Here is a 19,094-nt window from a genome sequence, read left to right on the forward strand (position 1 = left end):
AAGATGATCTTTCAGGCAGAGAGCGCCTTCTGAAGCTCTGCATCTTGCAACCGCCACCGGAAGCGCTAAGGATTTTTCCGAAGGGGATGCAGCATGTCGATATCAAAATCAGCGCTCACATATGTCGGGATCACGCTTGTCGCGATTATCGTCTCATTCCTTCTGTTCCGCTTTATTGCCCCGCCGCCACCGAAAGAGATGAGCTTTGCATCAGGTAGCGCTGGCGGTGCCTATTCGCAGACGGCTCTCGACTATCAGGCCTTTTTTGCAGAAGAAGATGTCACGCTGAATGTCGTGAACACGACAGGATCCGGCGATAACCTCGACCTTCTGCGTGCAGGTAACGTTCAGGCGGCGATTGTGCAGGGCGGCGCGACGCTTCCAGAAGATGAAGACGAGCTACAGTCTCTTGGCACTGTGTTTTATGAGCCGCTCTGGGTGTTCTTCCGTGACGGCGCAGATGTCATGAATATTGACGATCTGGACCTTCGCAATTTCAGCAATATGCGTATCGCAGCCGGTTCGGAAACTTCAGGTACACGCCTTCTGGCAGACCGGATGCTGGCTGAAAACGAGGTCGACGCGACGTTGTTGCCACTCTCAGGCGATGCTGGCGCACAAGCACTTCTGGCTGGAGAGGTGGACGTATTGATGGCCGTGTCAGGCCCGAGCGCGCCATTTGTCTCTCAGCTTCTGGCCGATCCGGATATCGCAGTTCTGAGCTTTCCCCGCGCGCTCGCTTACGAGCGCCGGACACCTTACCTGAAGCGCGTTATCTTCCCTGAAGGCGGTCTCGATCTGGCTGATAACCTGCCATCAGACCCGATTGAACTGATTGCGCCAGTTGCCGAAATCATCGTGCGTGAAGACCTACATCCGGCCATTCAGGCCCTTTTGATCGAAGCGATGGTGGACCAGCATCGCGGTGGTACGCTGCTATCAGAGCCTGGTGTTTTCCCGAGCCCGAACCGCACAAACCTGCCTCTGTCCGAGGAAGCTGCCCGCTATTACGAAAAAGGCCCAAGCTTCCTGCGCAGCATGTTCCCGTTCGGCGTTGCCAACTTCCTTGAACGCGCCTGGGTGCTCGCGATTCCGCTTCTGACGCTTGTCTTCCCGCTCGTAAAAGCTGCGCCGCCGCTTTATCGCTGGCGCACTCGTCGCAAAATTTACATCTGGTATAAGGACCTGCGCACACTGGAAGACCGTGGCCGCGCGGCCCACACAATTCAGGAACGTGATAATGTGATCCACGAGCTGCAAGCCTTACAGGCCGAAGTTGGCAATGTGGAAGTTCCTGAATCCTACACGGACGAACTTTATCGCCTGCGGAGCCACATTCTGTTTGTCAGCCAGCTCATGCAGCGCCTGAACGATAATTAGAACGTGAGCCGCCTGCCCTTCTCTTTACGTGAATTCCTGATCGGGTTCGCTGTGTGCTCACTTTTTCTGGCTGCGCTGGTTTTTCTGTTTCTGCGCGACACACAATGGGGTGTGCTGGCGCCGCTTCTCTCCGGTGTTTCAAGCTTCTGCGTCGTTCTGATTTCGATTATAAAGCGACCGGACTAGATCACCCCAGCCAACCAGCTTCGCGAACCTTCGGGGCGAATGTCCGACTGACCGGGACCTCAACATCCGATTTGAGGGTAATGATCATTTTACCGCTGGACGTCGTCACCGACTTCACACCGGTTTCATTCACCCACCATGATCTGTGCGTCTGGAGGCCGGGCGCGCGTTCCAACTGGAGCATAGCTGTGCTCAGGCGTTCCAGAAAGAGGTGCTCTCCGGCGCTGGTGTGCACACGTAGGTAATGGTCCTCGGACGAGATCGCATAGAGATCGGCGTTTCGATAAGGGAGCGGCAAACGGGACATGAAGGTCGCAACCGAATTCCCAGTTTCGTCAGTTCCGCCTTCAGTGGTGGTATCGCCATTTGTTGCGCGATCCAGAAGATAGCCGAAAATTGTAATGCCAATCGAGATAACCAGCGCGAGACTATACACACGCGGATACTCGTCGAGCGGCACGCGTCCACCAAAGGCATGTTGCAGAATGATGAGCACCGGCGTCACGAACAGTGCGCATACAGCCGCGATCACTGCAAGGATGAGCCAGATGGGCAGTCCATCCAGCCATTTCAGTGCAAGTGTCGCCGTGCCCCAGCCGATCACTGAGCCGTAAATGACAAGTCCGGTCCAATAGCACCAGACCGCCCAGAAAGGCAGGCTGTTTCCCGCATTAAAGGGGTTCAGAATCGAGAGAAACGTGCCGATCCCGACAAGGATTGCCAGTTGGCGGCCGCGTTGTGCCCAGTCAATCGCGATACGCAAAATGCAAACTCCCCTCAAACACCATGCAACTCACGCTTCGTGAACGACATTAGCTGCGTTTCGCGAACCACGTCATCCCCTTCATGAAGATCAGCTCGCAGCAATCGCTTCCTTGGCCAGAATGGGGTCATCGGCACAATGCCAAACACATTCAACCGCGACTTACGGAGCCCGTCATCATGTCTGATACACTCGTTTCCAAACCTTCACCGCGCTTCCCGACCATCAATATTCCGGGCCTTACAAGATACCGCATCGCGGTTGGCTTTGCGTTGGCTGCTTACAGCTTTCTGGCATACCAGATCGTCAGGGGCGCAGGAGTTATACCGCAGTTTCGAGTGGACCTTACCCCCCTCCTGACGGCGCCAATAGAAATTCAGATCCACGCCTATGGCGCAATTGCGACCTTCATCATTGGTCTGGTGCTTCTGTTTGCGCCAAAAGGTTTCCGCCTTCACCGGACGCTTGGCTGGACCTGGGTTATCACCATGGCGATCACAGCAATCTCTTCCTTCTTCATCACGTCTTTTAGCCCGGTTCATTTCAGCCCGATCCATGCGCTCTCCGCCTGGACACTGATTGGCCTGCCAATGGGTATCGCCGCCATTCGCCGCCGCAAGGTTCAGGACCACCGCAAGAAAATGACCGGCATGTTTGTGGGCGGCATGATGATCGCTGGCCTGTTTTCCTTCCTTCCGGGTCGCCTGATGTTCAGCCTATTCTTCTCATTCTGATAAAGCTGACGGATATAGCGTCACCAATTGCCCAGCACGGGATCAATTCAGGCAGAACGAGAATATATCGTTCTGCCTGATATTTATCCGAGCCATGGAGTAGGTTACTCTCTCACCATGCTCACTTGCTTGAAACCTTTCGTGGCGGCATGCGCATTTTGCGCCACTGCCACCATTGCCTTCGCAGAAGGCGGCGACAACCCAGGCGATGCGACAGGCATCTACCTTGCGGTCCGTGGGTACGGATCCATTGAGGACCAGAACAACTTCCACTTCGACAATAGCCGCGAACTGGCAGGGGCTGTCGGGTATCGGTTCCACGAGGACTGGCGCGCGGAGATTGAATACTCCACGCGGTGGTCTGACATTTCCGGCCTGAACGGCGCACTCACCACGACAGGCAAAGCAAATGTGCAGACTTTAGGCGCGCACATTTTTTATGACTTCCGTTCAGGTCAGCGCATTCGTCCGTTTGTCGGAATGGGCGCCGGAGCGTCCCGCCTCGATTTCAAGTTCGAGGGCCCTGCTGACCATTTTCCATCTTTCATCGTGCGTGGCGATGACACCAATTACGGGCATTACTTTAACGTCCTCACGGGTGTGACATATAACGTATCGCCTGAGTTACGCCTCGGCCTCGGCGTAGAATATGTCACCCTTCCTGATGACGCCGTCGAATCCAACATTGGCGGGATTGAAGGCATAAATCGTTCCTATAACTACTTTCTCAGCGCACGTTGGTTCTTCCGGCACAGATAAAACTGGCAAAAATCTTGAGCCCGCGTCATGACAATGTCATCCATCCGGTCTAGCGGTCTGACGAAACGGGAGAACCTCATGAAACATATTGGTGTCAGCCTTATTGCCCTTGCTGCCCTTGGCGCATGTGCAACTCAAACAGCAACGTCACCAGCAGCTGTCTCGCCGCAATCCGCTGAAGAAGCACTGAGCGTTTATTACCGCGCCATCCCGACGAGCGAGCTTCCGTCCGGCCCCGAAATTCTGCCGCTCAGCACCTCCGAGGCGCTGACACGCGTCATCGTTGCGTCCTGCAATGATGAAGAACAGCCAAATCCGGCGCTGGCGCGGATCGCAGAAGAGGATGCCGATCTGTTCCTTTTCATCGGCGACAATGTTTATGGCGACCGCGATGGCCGCAATTACGCCAACGCTGATTTTGAACTGGCAGAGCTTCACGAAAGCTATGCCGATCTTGGCGTCAGCGAGGCTTACAAAGCGGTGGCTGCGGCCATGCCGATCCTCGCGACATGGGATGACCACGACTTCGGAATGAACGACTTCGGACGAAACTTCGCGGGCCGTATTCTGGCCGAGCGCATGTTCGAAAACTTCTTCCACATGAATGACACCGAGATCGCAGACTATCCGGGCGTTTACTATTCTCGCATGGTCGGCCCTGAAGGCCAGCGTACACAGATCATCATGCTGGACACGCGCTTCTTCCGCTCAGACCTGATGCCTACCGATGATTATGGTGCCGCAGGCCGCGAACGCTATATCCCAAGCACGGACCCGGCGCAGGATATGCTCGGTGAAGCACAATGGGCATGGCTGGAACAGGAATTGTCCAAACCGGCGGACCTTCGTCTGCTCGTTTCATCCATTCAGGTCATTCCCGATGTTCATGGCTGGGAAAGCTGGGATAAACTGCCAACTGAGCGCCAGCGTCTCTACGATATGATTGAAGAGACAGAAGCAAATGGTGTTGTCTTCGTATCCGGCGACCGCCACACATCTTTTCTCTATAAAGACGAAGAGCGCGGCGCGTATCCGTTCTATGAAATCACGGCATCATCTCTCAATGTTGCCTTCGCCAGCGAGCCCGACTCCACAGAAGTCGATCCGCGCCAGCTTGGCCTCGGCTACACATTTGGTAATTACGGCGAAATCGAAATCGACTGGGACGCAGGCCAGATCAACTTCATCATCAATGATGAAACTGGCGAAGAAGTCCGCTCAACATCGTTCTCCATGGACGAAATCAACGCTGGTTAAGCTGTGACTGCCTTTCGTAATGTAGCCTCTCTTATTCTCGCAGCCGCTTTGCTGCAGGTCGCTGGCGGCCTGCTGGGCGTTGTGGTGCCGCTCGCGCTTGGTCGCGTGGGCGTGTCAGACGCCATTGTAGGCCTCATTGCGGGCATTTATTCGGCAGGCTTCATGGCCGGGGCAGCACTCGCTCCAAAAATGATTCGTGAAATCGCGAACATTCGGGTGTTCGCATTCGCAGCCGCACTGGGTGCCAGCATGGCACTTCTGATGGCGCTATTCCGCGACCCGTTCACCTGGTCTATCGCACGATTTGCGCAAGGCATTGGTATCGCCCTGATGTTTGCGAGTGTTGAGAGCTGGATGACAGAGGCAACCCCGCAAAGCCAACGTGGTTCGGTCATCGGCATTTATCATGTGGTTGCCAAGCTTGCGCTTGTTGTAGGGCCGTTTCTGGCGATCGGGCATGCCCCGACCGATCTTGAGCCTTATATCTGGTGCGGCATCTTCCTGGCATTTTCTCTCATGCCAGTCTGCATCACGAAAAGCCTGCAACCTGCGCCGCCCGACCCGGCTCCATTTCCGTTCCGCCGTATGTATGAGGTCGCACCAGCTGCGGTTATCGGCGTGTTCATAGCCGGTTTTTCAAATACGGGATTTCTCTCGCTCCTGCCCCTCTACGCCCAGCAGTCTGGAAGCGGCGAAGGCTCCGCAGCGACAGCGGCCGCAACACTAATGGCCGCTGCCTATGCGGGCGGTATGCTGAGCCAGTGGCCGGGCGGTTATCTCTCGGATCGTGTCGACCGACGCATCGTTATTGGTGGTATGGGACTGCTCTCGGCGTTCGCTGCAGTTGCGCTCATTTTCCTGAACTCACCGGGCAGCCTCGTCACGCAGGCGCTTATCGGCCTCTGGGGTGCTGGCGCGCTGTCATTCTACGGGCTTTGCATTGCCCATGCGGCGGACCGTTGCGAGCCTTCAAAATTTGCGCGGATGTTGTCCGGTCTTCTTTTCGTCTGGGCTGGCGGCTCAGTGATCGGCCCGATGGTTTTCGGCCTCGTCATGTCGTCTCCACTCGGAACGCGTGGCCTCTTCATTCTGGAAGCCGTTATCGGATTTATCCTGTTTGTGCTGATGGTCTGGCGTCGTCAGGCGAAGGCTCCCGTTGTCGAGGAAGAGCGCGAATCTTACGAAATGGTCCAGCCGACATCTGTGGTCGGCGCGGATATCGACCCACGTACAGACGAAGAGCAGGCAGCATAACGCCAATCTCTCGTGGGAATAATTTCCCGTAAAAATCCGAGTTTTCTCGTCTGGTGGAAATAAAGTGACCATCAAACCGGTAAAAACCCATATATTTGGCCTTCAGAGGGACAATCACACCAAAGATGGAGTTGCACACCCCTAGTGCATTGTTATAACCCGGTCCTGTCTTAGGGGGCGAACCGCCTTCACAAACAAATAAGAGGCAGCATCCATGAACATTCACGAGCACCAGGCCAAGGCAGTTCTGAAGTCTTTCGGCGCACCGGTTGCAGACGGCTATGCCGTATTCTCTGTAGAAGAAGCAGCTGAAGCTGCGGCTAAACTCCCGGGTCCTCTCTGGGTCGTGAAAAGCCAGATCCACGCAGGTGGTCGCGGCAAAGGTAAGTTCAAAGAAGCTGAAGCTGGCGAAAAAGGTGGCGTTCGCCTCGCATTCTCTCCGGACGAAGTTTACGAACACGTCAAAGCTATGCTCGGCAACACTCTGGTCACGCACCAGACTGGCCCGGAAGGCAAGCAGGTCAACCGCATCTATATCGAAGATGGCGCTGACATTAAATCAGAGCTTTACTGCTCACTCCTCGTGAACCGCGAAACAGGCAAGCCGGCATTCGTCGTGTCTACCGAAGGCGGTATGGACATTGAGGAAGTTGCAGCAGAAACACCTGAGAAAATCCTCACAATCAACATCGAGCCAACAACTGGCGTGACAGATGCAGACTGCGAAGCGCTCTGCAAAGCGCTGGAGCTTGAAGGCACAGCAAAAGAAGACGGCTACAAACTGTTCCCGATCCTCTACAAAGCCTTCACTGAAAAAGACATGGCGATGCTGGAAGTGAACCCGCTGATCGTTATGGAAGACGAGCACCTGCGTGTTCTCGACGCGAAAGTGTCTTTCGACGGCAACGCTCTGTTCCGCCACCCTGACATTCAGGAACTGCGCGACAAAACAGAAGAAGACGAGAAAGAAATCGAAGCTCACGAGTGGGACCTCGCTTACATCTCTCTCGACGGCACAATCGGCTGTATGGTGAACGGTGCTGGTCTCGCTATGGCGACCATGGACATCATCAAACTCTACGGTGCTGAGCCAGCTAACTTCTGTGACGTTGGCGGCGGCGCATCTGCAGAGAAAGTTGCTGCAGCGTTCAAAATCATCATGAAAGACCCGAATGTTGAGGGCATCCTCGTCAACATCTTCGGCGGCATCATGAAGTGTGACGTCATCGCGGAAGGTGTTCTGCAGGCTGTTAAAGAAACAAACCTGTCAGTTCCGCTGGTTGTTCGCCTTGAAGGTACAAACGTAGAGCGCGGTAAAGAGATCATTGCGAACTCTGGCCTCAACGTGATCCCGGCTGACGATCTCGACGACGCAGCGAAGAAAATCACTGACGCTGTGAAGAAATAAGCTTTCTGCTGATCTTTGAATTCGAAAAGGCGGGCCATTGGTCCGCCTTTTTTGTGAAAGGGCATAACCATGATCGTCTACAAAATCTTCCGCGCCGATGAGCAGGCTGCATTCGAAGCCGCAGGCCGCACAGCGGGTGCACCGATCGACCTGCAGGATGGCTATGTTCACATGTCCACTGCCGAACAGGTGAAAGAAACAGCAGCGAAACATTTCGCGGCTGAAGACAACCTCTATCTTCTGGCGATTGAAACCGATCATCTTGGCGATGATCTGAAATGGGAAGTCTCTCGCGGCGGTGCAGAATTCCCGCACCTTTATCGCGATCTTCTCGACAGCGATATCGTCTGGGCAAAGCCGCTGAAGCTCGGCCCTAACGGGCACGAATTCCCGAACCTCTGACAGCCCAGCAAGCCGCCCCACAAACCGCGAGTTAGCTGTTTCTCAACGCCTTTGCTGCGATCAGGACTTGGCGATCTGTTCTCCTTGAGTACAAATACGCCGCTGCAAACGTTTCCTGTACGGAGTTTTCGATGAAACGTGTTCTGGTTTTTTTAAGCGTTCTTCCGCTTTTCGCTATGCCAGCGCATAGTAATGACGCATTCCACCGGCGCGCATATGAAACCTGTATAGAACATCTGGAGCACCATATTTTCCCATCCGGAGATGGTCTGGTGGTCTACCCGCATCAACAGGGTTCGGTGCAGGTTGGCAACGGTGAAGTTGTGATCAATTTCCCGCAAGGCAGCATTCTCAACGGAGAAAGCAATGACGGCATTTGGGGCTATGAACTAAGCGCTGAATGCGTTGCGCATCCGGGCTCAAATGTGATCTCCCAGATCATCGTGAATGGACGACCTGTAAATCATCGAACAATTTCGTTCTGACACTTCGCGCCAAAATTAAAGCACGACAAATTTAAATTCAGGATTGCCGACACTAATGCTTTCGCCTAGCTTTTCTCAGGGAAAAGCAGGGGGTTGGGCATGAAAGCCTTTTTCGGATTTCTGGTGATCGTCGCGCTCGTATTGGGCGGCGCTTATCTTGGCAGAGCATTCATCGTCGATAAGCTCTACCCTGATTCCGAGATTTTCTCTGATGAGATTGGCATCGTGCCACACGATATGGCCGTCAAAGAATACTCGGTAAGCCAGCCTTCTGAGATGATGATCCGCGTTACCTTTCTGGATGGAACGGAGAGCCTGGTAACCGTCTCGCAAAGCGATGATGATCGCGCCTGGGAGAACGGCGTCTCAGGTCCGCTGCCAGTCCAATTCTCTATTTCGAGCGGACGCTACACAACTGAATGGTTCCCAGCTCAGGCAGATGAGACCTTCCGTGTCGCACTCGCCAATATTGCAGCCAGCCGCCTCGCCGAAGTGGGCACGCTCTCCAGGATTACTGTTTATCGCCGCGAACCTATTCCGGATTGGATCGCCGCGCTCGTACCTGAAGCATATGACATTGAAGGCGCGCGTATTCAGCGCTTTGACCCTGACAAGGACATCGATACCGAAAACATCATGAACTTTGTCTATGAGATGGACGATTAAATGCGCGCCTCATTTCTCGCTCTCGCGACCGCTTCTGTTATCGTCGCAATCCCTGCGACAGCCCAGCATTTGCCAGCAACAGCCCCGGCAGGCATGGACCCGCTTTCTACTCTGTTCATCGAGGCGTGCGAGAGATACAGCCGTGGAGTGCACAATGATGATGGCACACTCGCAGCGGACGGCTTCCTATTTCTTGGGGGATTGGCGCTCGACGGCGATGGTGACCAGCCAGATCATAACACTCGGTTTGGGAATTTTCTTCCGGGGACTGAACGCAATCACGAACAGGCTCAGATCACTTTCATGAAGTGGTATCACGATGACGGAAGACCTCAATATTTCTGTCATCTTCTGGTGGATGAGGACACGAATGCGCAGAACCGGTTCAGCCCGAACTCCTTTCACCTTCTGACCGATTTTGACTACTACCCGCCAAGGCCCGGAGACGTAGGTTACGGCGCAACCGAAGACTGGGAAGTAGACGCCCGCGACCGTTACACGAAGATCAGCCTTGATAGCCAGGATGGCGACTGGTCTGTCACAATCACATCTTACCCGCGCTGAGGCGGCGCGAAACAATTTTCAGAAAAAATTGAATTATCGCGACGGAACACGTTCACAATCTCGTTAGATTGGTGCGGTTGTTGCCGTTTTGAGCGATAAAATGAGAGTCCACTATCATAATTTCCTCGCAAATCGCGTAGCAATCAAATATAAATAAGAAAAAATAAAACAGCGACAGGAGGACAACGCCCATGCGAAAGATTTTCGCCTTTACTGCATCTGCATTTGCCCTATCGGCACTTACCTTAAGTGCAGAGGCTTCCCCGACTTATGTGGATAACTTCCGTCTCGTAGACCACGAGCGGGTTTCTCATGAACTGTATTATTATCAGGATGCGCCAGCTATCGTCCTCATGACAGTTACAGCGGACTCCGATTTTTCCGTGAGAGCTATCGAAGCGCTTGCCGAACTGCGCGATGAATACGCCGCAGAAGGCGTCCGCTTCTATCTCATCAACCCTGATGCCACCGAAACCCGCACAGAAATGAGCGACGCGATGGCAGCGGTAGGCGTCGACATGCCTGTTCTGATGGATGCCCGTCAGCTCGTGTCTGAAAGCCTTGCGCTGGAAACGACCGGCGAAGTTCTGGTGATCAACCCACGCACAGGTTTCCAGCTCGCATATCGCGGGCCAGTCAGCGGACAAGTAGATGGTCGTGGGCGTACCCCTTACCTTGCGAACGCGCTTGATGCGCTGATTGCCGGTGACAACGTTGAAATGGCATCCGTGGACATGCGTCGCGGCGATTCAGTCGTACTTCCGCATGCGAACACGAGCCTGCACCAATCCATTTCATACGCCGAAGATGTTGCGCCAATTCTGGTTGAGCGCTGCGGCGGGTGTCACGTCGCTGGCGGTATCGCGCCATGGGAACTCGCTGACTACGAGACCATTCAGGGCTGGGCGCCTATGATCCGTGAAGTTATTCGCACGGACCGTATGCCGCCTTACTTCCCTGATTTTGACCACGCAGGCACCTTCTACAGCGAGAACGAACTCTCCCCTGAAGAAGCTCGTACCATCGTTCACTGGATTGAAGCTGGCGCGCCACGTGGCGAAGGCGAAGACCCGCTTCTTGATGCACTTGAGCCGCTTCCGGAATGGCCGCTCGGCGAGCCGGATTACATCGTGGAAGTTACACCGTTTGATATCCCGGCGACCGGTATTCTCGAATACGAATACCCGACCATTCCAAACCAGATGGAAGAAGGCCGCTGGCTGCGTGCAACTCACGTGCGTCCGGGCTCCAATCAGGGCGTTCACCACGTAACATCGGGTTACATTCAGAACCGCAATGCGGCCGTCGATGAGATCGAAGGCAATCTGCCAAGCGGCTCAGTCGGCAGCTATACGCCGGGCCAGAACCCGCAAGAGTTCCATGAAGGCGTTGGCACTTATCTGTCACCGGGCGGCGCGTTCCGCTTCTCCATGCACTACACGACGTTTGGCCTGGAAGAGACAGACCGCACGCAAGTCGGTCTCTACTTCCATGACGAGCCACCAGAGCTCATCATGCGCTCAACTGTGATTGGCGATTCAAACTTCGTCATTCCTGCAGGCGAAGAGAACTTCCACATCACGTCTTACACGCTGTTCCCTGCGGACGCCGAGCTCTACACGCTCTATCCGCACGCGCACTATCGCGGCAAACGCGTAGAACTGTCGATTGAGTATCCGGATGGCACCAGCGAGCTGCTCTTGTCTCTGCCACGTTATGACTTCAACTGGCAGCGCGACTATGACCCGGTCGACCCAATTCAGGTTCCAGCAGGCTCCCGTCTCGTAGCTGACTGGTGGTATGACAACTCCGATCGTAACTTCGCGAACCCGGATCCGGCAGCAGATGTCTATCCGGGCGACCAGACACACGAGGAAATGATGTATTTCCGCGTGAACTATCGCTGGCTCGACGAAACCCGCGAGAACATCACGAACTACACGGAGATGATGCAACAGGACCGCCTGTTCGCGTCCCTGGATGACTCTCGTGATGACATGCTTCAGCCAGCCGAGATCGTCGGTCAGCGCAATGTCTGGCTCGCAAGCGGCTTTGACGGATACGATACAAACAATGACGGCCTTCTCGACCGTGAAGAGTATCAGGCTGCCCTGCCAGATCGTCCGGCACGTCGCCGCGGCCCGGCCGCCCAGGGCGTGAACGAGTTCGGCGATATTGATGAAAACGTCATCAACTCCGAAGAGAACACCGGTGAAGCCGACATGACCTCTCTGGACACGCCAACAACACGCGCTGGCGTTCAGTAAGTCTCTTCAGATATAAATTTCGAAAGCCCCGGCGGAAACGTCGGGGCTTTTTTATTGTCATAAAAATAGATATATTTGTATTTTTCTACCCTTAGGGTCAAATCATGAAACGTCTGACGGCATTCCCCCTGACAGCTCTGTCACTCGCTTTCTGCGCATCGGCTCAGGATATCCCAACCAGTCCACCATCTGGAATGGATCCGCTTGCGGCATTATTTGTCGAAGCCTGCGCAATCTATTCTCTGGGCACCCATGAAGAAGCCGAATTTCTGACAGAGCAGGGTTTTCTCTATTCCGGCCCTGTTCGCCTGCGTGAAGACCCGCGCCCCAGAGATCATTCCGCGGTTTATAGGAGCACTTGGGAGCCCGCGTCTGCTGAACTTGAGGACGCGCAGATTCATTTTGAATCCGATTTCGAAGACCCAAATGAACAGGCAGCGCCTATCGCCTATGCCTGTAGACTGATTGTACATGAATCCGTTGAGGTAGAAGACCGGTTCAAACCGGAATCGTTTTTTCAGCTTGAGGATTTTGAAGATTATATTCCCCCCACCGAAGACCAAGCGATTGGCATTACCGATGCCTGGGAGCTTCATCGCAACGACCGGTATACAGGCATCCAGTCCGGCTCACCCGAACCGGGTTTATGGGTCACGCTCATCTACTCCTACCCTTTGACTCGGATTACCCAGACATTCGAATAACACGTATACGTCTTGCGCCCCACACATCCTGTGTTACACGGCTTATGTGGAAACGAGGCTCGCGTGACGAAAAACATCACACTCGCTATTGATGAAGACCTTCTGGATAAGGTCCGCGTTCTGGCCGCTCTGAAGCGGACCAGCGTCAATGAGCTTGTGCGCGGATTTCTGACGAAGCTTGTCGAACAGGAACGCGCCCATGATGAAGCGCGTACCGGCCTACTCAATCTGATGGAAACCTCGCCTGCGCGCCTCGGCAAATGGCGCCCTGATAGCGAGGCAGCATCATGATTGATGAAGCTGATGTATTCCTCGACACATCTATTCTCGTCTATGCCGCGCTTGGTCGCGAGGATGCGCCAGAGCGCTATCAAATTGCGCGCCGCATCGTGCTTGAAGAAAACTACGCGACATCGGCAAGCGTGCTCGCTGAATTCCACGAAACCGTCACCACTCGCGGTGATACGCCACTGCCGCCAGAGCTTGCTTCTGAGTGGGTCCGCACGCTGGCGCTCAAGCCGTGTCAGGCCGTCGATGACAAGCTGCTTCGTGAGGGTATTGCCCTTGCTGGTGAGAATTCAATCTCGACCCGCTCCGGTATCGCCCTCGCGTCGGCGCGCCGCCTTGGCTGCAAAACGCTCTATTCCGAACATTTTTTACCCGACCAGACCTTTGAAGGGGTTTGCGTCGTCAATCCGTTCAACTAATCAGACACCGATCCAAACAGGGGAAACGTAAATGTCCATTCTGATCGACAAAAACACCAAAGTCCTCACACAGGGCATGACCGGCAAAACCGGCTCATTCCACACAAACCAGGCGCTGAACTATTTCGGCACGCAAATGGTTGGCGGCATCCACCCGAAAAAAGGTGGCGAGAAATGGCAGGCTGAAAACGGCGCAGAGCTTCCAATCTTCGCATCTGTCGAAGACGGCAAGAAAGCAACTGGCGCGACAGCATCTGTGGTTTACGTTCCACCGGCAGGCGCAGCAGCAGCTATCGAAGAAGCAATCGACGCAGGTATCGAGCTGATCGTTTGTATCACTGAGGGCGTTCCTGTCATGGACATGGTCCGCGTGAAGGACAAGCTGGTCAAGTCAAACTCCCGCCTCATCGGTCCTAACTGCCCGGGCCTTCTGACACCTGAAGAATGCAAAATCGGCATCATGCCGGGTTCTATCTTCTCTAAAGGTTCTGTCGGCGTTGTGTCCCGCTCAGGTACACTGACATACGAAGCTGTATTCCAGACATCTCAGGTTGGCCTCGGCCAGACAACAGCTGTCGGCATTGGTGGTGACCCGGTCAACGGCACAAACTTCATCGACGTGCTCGACATGTTCCTCTCTGACGACGACACACAGTCCATCATCATGATCGGTGAAATTGGTGGTTCTGCGGAAGAAGAAGCTGCTGAATTCCTCATTCAGGAAGCGAAGAAAGGCCGCAAAAAGCCAATGGTTGGCTTCATCGCGGGTCGTACAGCGCCTCCAGGCCGCACAATGGGCCACGCTGGTGCGATCGTTTCCGGCGGCAAAGGCGGCGCGGAAGACAAAATCGCTGCGATGGAAGAAGCAGGCATTGTTGTGTCTCCATCACCAGCACGTCTCGGCGTTACGCTGCAGGACGTTCTCAAAGGCTAATCCACTGCCTTTACAGACAGACTTTGAAAGGCTCTCTTCGGAGAGCCTTTTTTGTGCGCGCTAGAACGCAATTCCTTCGCACCGTAACACTTCAATATCGCGCATCTGGTCGTCGAAGTCCCGATCCTTAGACGTTGGCAGGCTGAGAACCGCATCACGTACCCGTCGGCCGACGATCTGATCAAGCGCAATCGACCAAAGCCCATGTTCCGTTAGGCCGATTGCCTGACCAAGGTGGCGTTCGCGCGTTGGGTGGCGAAGCCTTATCTGTTTTTCAGAATTGATAGTCACCCCATCCGCGCGCACACCCCATATCTGCAAATCTCCCTGATAACCTGACATATCCAGCGTGAAATCCGGATCATCTATCCGGATCATCTATCTGACGGTCCTTTTGTGTTTCACTCGACAGCCCGGCTGTATTTCAAATCTGTTTGCTTTTGCCAGCGAGCTGGCGCGGACATGTCGCATCTTGGTCCGATTATCAAACATGAACCGCCAGACTTTCAGCTTTTCGAAGTGTACATTCTCCAGCTCGTAGTCTTCGCCTAACCAGAAAGGGCCAGCTTCAACCTCGCAGCGTTCAAAATGGACATCACGAAGGCGATGCGGCCCCTTCCTTCGCAACGCACCCTGCGTGGACCTGAAAACAGTCCGGTCGAAATGCCGTTCAGCCAGAACCATCCCCTTGCGAAACGGCCCAAGACGCACCTCCGCAAAATAAGACTGTAGATCCTCAGCCACGCATCCCCCGATTGTTGCTTGCCGCAAACACTTCTAAGCATGCAACCGTATTAGCGGGAGACATTAATGCAAGCGAACGATGACGCCGCAACGGGGCAACTCACAAAGTCGCTCGAACTCCTGTCCGAAAAAGTCGGCGACCCGGGCGCACTTCTCTATGCTGAGCTTTTCCGCCGTCACCCCGAACATGAAGACCGCTTTTTCATGGACACCGATGGCAGTGTGCGCGGCGAGATGCTGGCTCAGGCGTTCGAGGTTCTTATGGGAACGGACGAGAACCGCGCCAGCGCAAAAACCATCGCAACGGCCAACCGCTTCGCGCATGACGGCTATGATGTTTCGGAAAGTGAATTCAATCAGTTCTTCTTCATCATCCACGATGTGACGCGTGCTGCACTGAAAAGTCAGTGGACAACAGAATTTGAAAATCGCTGGACGGATATACTAAATAAAGTCACCGGCGACACCACAAACCCGTGAGCTTCACTTCCTTTGTGACATTCATGCGCAGACTGCTCCGTCACCGGAGATTTCGTGCCTATATTTCACGTCTGAAGCAAAAGCCATTCACTGCCCGTACTCGCATAGCAGTTATGCTGTTCTGACCCCGGTATAAAAAATGGCCCCGTCGAATCAAATTCGATCAATGTTGCATTGCGGAGTCGGCTTTTTTGATTTAGCGGAAGGCAATTTTTTCAGGCAGGCCTGTTGCAGGAATTGCCGATGAAGCCCGATTACATATCTATGACTTAGGTTGGGTTTCTATCCGGCAGAAAATTCCCTAAATAGGATAGCAAGAAATTTGTGTGTTTTGTTTCTGCAAAACAATCATCAGGACGTATAGCAATGGCAGATGACGGCTCCCCACCAAACGGCAATCGCTCCGACGCAAATTCGGCGATGCTGGAAACCCTGTTTCTTTACGGTGGAAACGCCTCATACATTGAGCAGCTTCAGGCCAAATTCGATCGCGACCCGAATTCTGTTCCTCCTCAATGGCGTAGTTTCTTCGAAAGCCTCGGCGATGCGGGCGAACCCGTCTCAAAAGCCGCAGATGGCCCGAGCTGGACACCAGCAAGCTGGCCACTGACACAACGCGACGAAAACACAGACGCAATTGACTATTCCTGGTCCGCGAACGAGCCACAAATTGCGGCGAAGATCACAGAGCGCGCCGGCCCGAGTGCAAATCCGCAGGACGTTGCGCGCTCCATTCAGGAATCAATCAAAGCGATCATGATGATCCGCGCTTATCGCATGCGCGGTCACCTCGGAGCGGATCTGGACCCGCTGCGTCTCAATGATTTCGGCAACCAGCCGGAACTTGATCCGCAATCTTACGGCTTCACGCCGGATATGTGGGATCGCCCGATCTTCATCGATTTCTATCTGGGCATGGAATACGCCTCCATCCGTCAGATGCTCGACGTGCTCAAGCGGACTTACTGCTCGACCGTCGGTATCGAGTTCATGCACATTTCCGATCCGGAAGAGAAATCCTGGCTTCAGGAACGCATTGAAGGTCCGGACAAAGGCGTTGCCTTCACCAAGGAAGGCAAAATCGCCATCCTGAAAAAATTGATCGAAGGCGAAGCGTTCGAACAATTCCTCCATAAGCGCTATCCGGGCACAAAGCGTTTCGGTCTTGATGGCGGTGAAGCTGCCGTTCCTGCACTTGAGCAGATCATCAAACGCGGCGGCGCACTCGGCGTTGAGGAAATCGTTCTCGGCATGCCACACCGTGGCCGTCTGAACGTTCTGGCTGCCGTAATGGGCAAGCAGTACAAAATCATTTTCCACGAATTCCAGGGCGGCTCGTCTCAGGGCGCTGACGAGTTCGGTTCCGGCGACGTGAAGTATCACCTCGGTGCATCTTCCGACCGTAAATTCGACGGACACAATGTTCACCTGTCCCTGACACCGAACCCGTCTCACCTTGAAGCGGTGAACCCGGTCGTTCTGGGCAAATCCCGTGCGAAACAAAGCTTCCTGAAGCGCGAGTCTGCTAAGAACCGCCGCGCGCAGGTTATGCCGCTCCTGCTCCACGGCGATGCGGCGTTTGCTGGTCAGGGTGTTGTTTCCGAATGCTTCGCGCTTTCTGGTCTTGCCGGCTATCGCACAGGCGGCACGATCCACTTCATCGTGAACAACCAGATCGGCTTCACAACGAGCCCGAAATATTCGCGCTCTTCGCCATACCCGTCTGATGTTGCGAAAATGGTGGAAGCACCGATTTTCCACGTGAACGGTGATGACCCTGAAGCGGTAGTCTACGCGGCGAAGGTTGCGACCGAGTATCGCCAGAAGTTCGGCAAGGACGTTGTGATCGACATGTTCTGCTACCGTCGCTACGGCCACAACGAAGGCGACGAACCTATGTTCACTCAGCCTTTGATGTACAAGAAGATCAAAGGCCACCCACCGGTTCAGAAGCTTTATGCTGACCGCCTGATCGGCGAAGGCATCGTTACACGCGAAGAAGTTGATCAGTGGAATGCTGACTTCGACAAATTTCTCGACGACGAATTTGAAGCTGGCAAAACATATTCAGCTGACCGCGCTGACTGGCTTGACGGCAAATGGTCCGGCCTCGGTCTGCCTGAAGGCGACGAGCGTCGCGGCAACACAGCTGTCGAAATGGATACGCTCAAGCGAATTGGCACAGCGATCACAACGATCCCTGAAGGCATTACACCGCACAAAACGCTCGCACGCGTCATTGATGGCCGCAAGAACGCGATTGAAAGCGGCGAAGGCCTTGATTGGGCAACTGCGGAACACCTCGCATTCGGCTCACTTCTGGATGAAGGTTTCCCGATCCGTCTGTCCGGTCAGGACTCAGGTCGTGGTACATTCTCCCAGCGCCACTCCCGTGTCGTCGACCAGAAAACAGAGAAGCCGTACACGCCGCTGAATAATATCAGCGAGAATCAAGCGAAATACGAAGTCATCGACTCTCTCCTCTCCGAGGAAGCTGTTCTTGGCTATGAGTATGGCTACTCTCTGGCAGATCCAAATACGCTCACCCTCTGGGAAGCCCAGTTCGGTGACTTTGCAAACGGCGCTCAGGTCCTCTTCGACCAGTTCATCTCTTCCGGTGAACGTAAATGGCTTCGTATGTCCGGCCTCGTCTGCCTTCTGCCACACGGCTATGAAGGTCAGGGCCCAGAACACTCTTCAGCCCGTCTTGAGCGCTTCCTGCAAATGTCAGCCGAAGACAATATGCAGGTCTGCAACCTGACGACACCGGCCCAATATTTCCACGCCCTGCGCCGTCAGATTCACCGCGACTTCCGTAAGCCGCTCATCATCATGACGCCGAAATCGCTTCTGCGTCACAAGCTGGCGACCTCTGCCCTCGCAGATCTCGGTCCGGAGTCATCTTTCCACCGCGTTCTGTGGGATGATGCGGAAACACCGGGTCGCGGCGGCGAAGTGAAGCTCGTATCCGACGACAAGATCAAACGCGTCGTTCTCTGCTCCGGTAAGGTTTATTACGACCTGTTCGAAGAGCGTGAGAAGCGTGGCACCGACAATGTTTATTTGATGCGCGTCGAGCAGTTCTATCCGGTTCCTCGCAAATCTCTGATGCAGGAGCTGAAACGCTTCCCGCAGGCCGAGATGGTCTGGTGTCAGGAAGAGCCACGCAATATGGGCGGCTGGACCTTCATCCGTGACGAGATCGAATGGTGTCTCGAGCAGGTTGGTGCGAAGCATACACGTCCGCTTTACGCTGGCCGTCCGGCATCTGCGTCTACCGCAACCGGCCTCATGTCCAAACACGTCGCCGAGCGCGACTCCTTCATCGACGCTGCCCTTGGCGACAGCGGCAATTGTACAACATTTGAAACGGCCTGAGCGCCGAGAACCCCGGAAAGAG

Annotated in this window: 19 protein-coding genes; 17 read left to right on the top strand and 2 right to left on the bottom strand. The window is 54.5% G+C overall.

The annotated features are described in order from the left end of the window. Positions 1-93: 93 nt before the first annotated feature. Complete coding sequence (locus tag P1U45_RS03285; protein ID WP_301057480.1) at positions 94-1,380, top strand: TAXI family TRAP transporter solute-binding subunit; 1,287 nt, start codon at positions 94-96, stop codon at positions 1,378-1,380. A gap of 187 nt (positions 1,381-1,567) precedes the next feature. Here P1U45_RS03285 and P1U45_RS03290 read toward each other — a convergent pair whose 3' ends face one another. After that, a complete protein-coding gene (locus tag P1U45_RS03290; RefSeq protein ID WP_301057481.1) occupies positions 1,568-2,329 on the bottom strand; it encodes a LytTR family DNA-binding domain-containing protein in 762 nt (253 codons plus the stop codon). A 179-nt stretch (positions 2,330-2,508) separates the two neighbouring features. On the opposite strand from P1U45_RS03290, the gene P1U45_RS03295 reads away from it, so the two are divergent. From P1U45_RS03295 to sucD, 14 genes are all read left to right on the top strand, one after another. Further along, positions 2,509-3,063 (top strand): DUF2306 domain-containing protein, encoded by a 555-nt coding sequence (locus P1U45_RS03295; RefSeq protein ID WP_301057482.1) that lies wholly within the window; start codon positions 2,509-2,511, stop codon positions 3,061-3,063. A 141-nt stretch (positions 3,064-3,204) separates the two neighbouring features. After that, positions 3,205-3,822 carry an outer membrane beta-barrel protein gene (locus P1U45_RS03300; protein ID WP_301057483.1) on the top strand — a complete coding sequence of 206 codons (618 nt, stop codon included), beginning with the start codon at positions 3,205-3,207 and terminating at the stop codon, positions 3,820-3,822. 78 nt (positions 3,823-3,900) lie between these two features. Continuing rightward, positions 3,901-5,079 (top strand): alkaline phosphatase D family protein, encoded by a 1,179-nt coding sequence (locus tag P1U45_RS03305; protein ID WP_301057484.1) that lies wholly within the window; start codon positions 3,901-3,903, stop codon positions 5,077-5,079. A gap of 3 nt (positions 5,080-5,082) precedes the next feature. Further along, on the top strand, positions 5,083-6,333 hold the full coding sequence (locus P1U45_RS03310; RefSeq protein ID WP_301057485.1) for an MFS transporter: 1,251 nt from the start codon (positions 5,083-5,085) through the stop codon (positions 6,331-6,333). A gap of 214 nt (positions 6,334-6,547) precedes the next feature. Further along, entirely contained in the window at positions 6,548-7,741 is a 1,194-nt protein-coding gene (gene sucC / locus P1U45_RS03315) for an ADP-forming succinate--CoA ligase subunit beta (RefSeq protein ID WP_301057486.1), read from the top strand. A gap of 69 nt (positions 7,742-7,810) precedes the next feature. Further along, on the top strand, positions 7,811-8,143 hold the full coding sequence (locus tag P1U45_RS03320; RefSeq protein WP_301057487.1) for a DUF952 domain-containing protein: 333 nt from the start codon (positions 7,811-7,813) through the stop codon (positions 8,141-8,143). Between the two features lie 131 nt (positions 8,144-8,274). After that, on the top strand, positions 8,275-8,628 hold the full coding sequence (locus tag P1U45_RS03325; RefSeq protein WP_301057488.1) for a hypothetical protein: 354 nt from the start codon (positions 8,275-8,277) through the stop codon (positions 8,626-8,628). A 99-nt stretch (positions 8,629-8,727) separates the two neighbouring features. Beyond that, entirely contained in the window at positions 8,728-9,294 is a 567-nt protein-coding gene (locus P1U45_RS03330; protein ID WP_301057489.1) for a hypothetical protein, read from the top strand. Beyond that, positions 9,295-9,858 (top strand): hypothetical protein, encoded by a 564-nt coding sequence (locus P1U45_RS03335; protein WP_301057490.1) that lies wholly within the window; start codon positions 9,295-9,297, stop codon positions 9,856-9,858. 191 nt (positions 9,859-10,049) lie between these two features. Further along, complete coding sequence (locus tag P1U45_RS03340; RefSeq protein ID WP_301057491.1) at positions 10,050-12,125, top strand: redoxin domain-containing protein; 2,076 nt, start codon at positions 10,050-10,052, stop codon at positions 12,123-12,125. A gap of 104 nt (positions 12,126-12,229) precedes the next feature. Beyond that, a complete protein-coding gene (locus P1U45_RS03345; protein WP_301057492.1) occupies positions 12,230-12,829 on the top strand; it encodes a hypothetical protein in 600 nt (199 codons plus the stop codon). A 63-nt stretch (positions 12,830-12,892) separates the two neighbouring features. After that, positions 12,893-13,120, top strand: coding sequence for a ribbon-helix-helix protein, CopG family (locus P1U45_RS03350; RefSeq protein ID WP_301057493.1), 228 nt, complete (start codon positions 12,893-12,895; stop codon positions 13,118-13,120). Further along, complete coding sequence (locus P1U45_RS03355) at positions 13,117-13,536, top strand: PIN domain-containing protein (RefSeq protein ID WP_301057494.1); 420 nt, start codon at positions 13,117-13,119, stop codon at positions 13,534-13,536. The genes P1U45_RS03350 and P1U45_RS03355 overlap by 4 nt, the downstream gene beginning before the upstream one ends. Positions 13,537-13,567: 31 nt before the next feature. After that, a complete protein-coding gene (gene sucD, locus P1U45_RS03360) occupies positions 13,568-14,470 on the top strand; it encodes a succinate--CoA ligase subunit alpha (protein ID WP_301057496.1) in 903 nt (300 codons plus the stop codon). Between the two features lie 60 nt (positions 14,471-14,530). On the opposite strand, the gene P1U45_RS03365 is transcribed toward sucD, so the two are convergent. Beyond that, complete coding sequence (locus P1U45_RS03365) at positions 14,531-14,848, bottom strand: hypothetical protein (protein WP_301057497.1); 318 nt, start codon at positions 14,846-14,848, stop codon at positions 14,531-14,533. 432 nt (positions 14,849-15,280) lie between these two features. Here P1U45_RS03365 and P1U45_RS03370 point away from each other — a divergent pair, with 432 nt between their 5' ends. Together P1U45_RS03370 and P1U45_RS03375 are read left to right on the top strand one after the other, a co-directional pair. Beyond that, entirely contained in the window at positions 15,281-15,694 is a 414-nt protein-coding gene (locus P1U45_RS03370; protein WP_301057498.1) for a globin, read from the top strand. 366 nt (positions 15,695-16,060) lie between these two features. Beyond that, positions 16,061-19,072, top strand: a complete 3,012-nt coding sequence (locus P1U45_RS03375) for a 2-oxoglutarate dehydrogenase E1 component (RefSeq protein ID WP_293607092.1) — start codon at positions 16,061-16,063, stop codon at positions 19,070-19,072. The last annotated feature ends 22 nt before the right edge of the window (positions 19,073-19,094 follow it).

Source organism: Ponticaulis sp. (assembly GCF_029210165.1).
Lineage (GTDB): Bacteria > Pseudomonadota > Alphaproteobacteria > Caulobacterales > Hyphomonadaceae > Ponticaulis.

Bases quoted from the DNA above. Each gene is read 5' to 3' on its own strand.
- P1U45_RS03320 (WP_301057487.1), top strand. From the start codon at position 7,811: ATGATCGTCTACAAAATCTTCCGCGCCGATGAGCAGGCTGCATTCGAA.
- P1U45_RS03285 (WP_301057480.1), top strand. From the start codon at position 94: ATGTCGATATCAAAATCAGCGCTCACATATGTCGGGATCACGCTTGTC.
- P1U45_RS03375 (WP_293607092.1), top strand. From the start codon at position 16,061: ATGGCAGATGACGGCTCCCCACCAAACGGCAATCGCTCCGACGCAAAT.
- P1U45_RS03340 (WP_301057491.1), top strand. From the start codon at position 10,050: ATGCGAAAGATTTTCGCCTTTACTGCATCTGCATTTGCCCTATCGGCA.
- P1U45_RS03330 (WP_301057489.1), top strand. From the start codon at position 8,728: ATGAAAGCCTTTTTCGGATTTCTGGTGATCGTCGCGCTCGTATTGGGC.
- P1U45_RS03345 (WP_301057492.1), top strand. From the start codon at position 12,230: ATGAAACGTCTGACGGCATTCCCCCTGACAGCTCTGTCACTCGCTTTC.
- P1U45_RS03305 (WP_301057484.1), top strand. From the start codon at position 3,901: ATGAAACATATTGGTGTCAGCCTTATTGCCCTTGCTGCCCTTGGCGCA.
- P1U45_RS03355 (WP_301057494.1), top strand. From the start codon at position 13,117: ATGATTGATGAAGCTGATGTATTCCTCGACACATCTATTCTCGTCTAT.
- P1U45_RS03335 (WP_301057490.1), top strand. From the start codon at position 9,295: ATGCGCGCCTCATTTCTCGCTCTCGCGACCGCTTCTGTTATCGTCGCA.
- P1U45_RS03365 (WP_301057497.1), bottom strand. From the start codon at position 14,848: ATGATCCGGATAGATGATCCGGATTTCACGCTGGATATGTCAGGTTAT.
- sucC (WP_301057486.1), top strand. From the start codon at position 6,548: ATGAACATTCACGAGCACCAGGCCAAGGCAGTTCTGAAGTCTTTCGGC.
- P1U45_RS03295 (WP_301057482.1), top strand. From the start codon at position 2,509: ATGTCTGATACACTCGTTTCCAAACCTTCACCGCGCTTCCCGACCATC.
- sucD (WP_301057496.1), top strand. From the start codon at position 13,568: ATGTCCATTCTGATCGACAAAAACACCAAAGTCCTCACACAGGGCATG.
- P1U45_RS03370 (WP_301057498.1), top strand. From the start codon at position 15,281: ATGCAAGCGAACGATGACGCCGCAACGGGGCAACTCACAAAGTCGCTC.
- P1U45_RS03325 (WP_301057488.1), top strand. From the start codon at position 8,275: ATGAAACGTGTTCTGGTTTTTTTAAGCGTTCTTCCGCTTTTCGCTATG.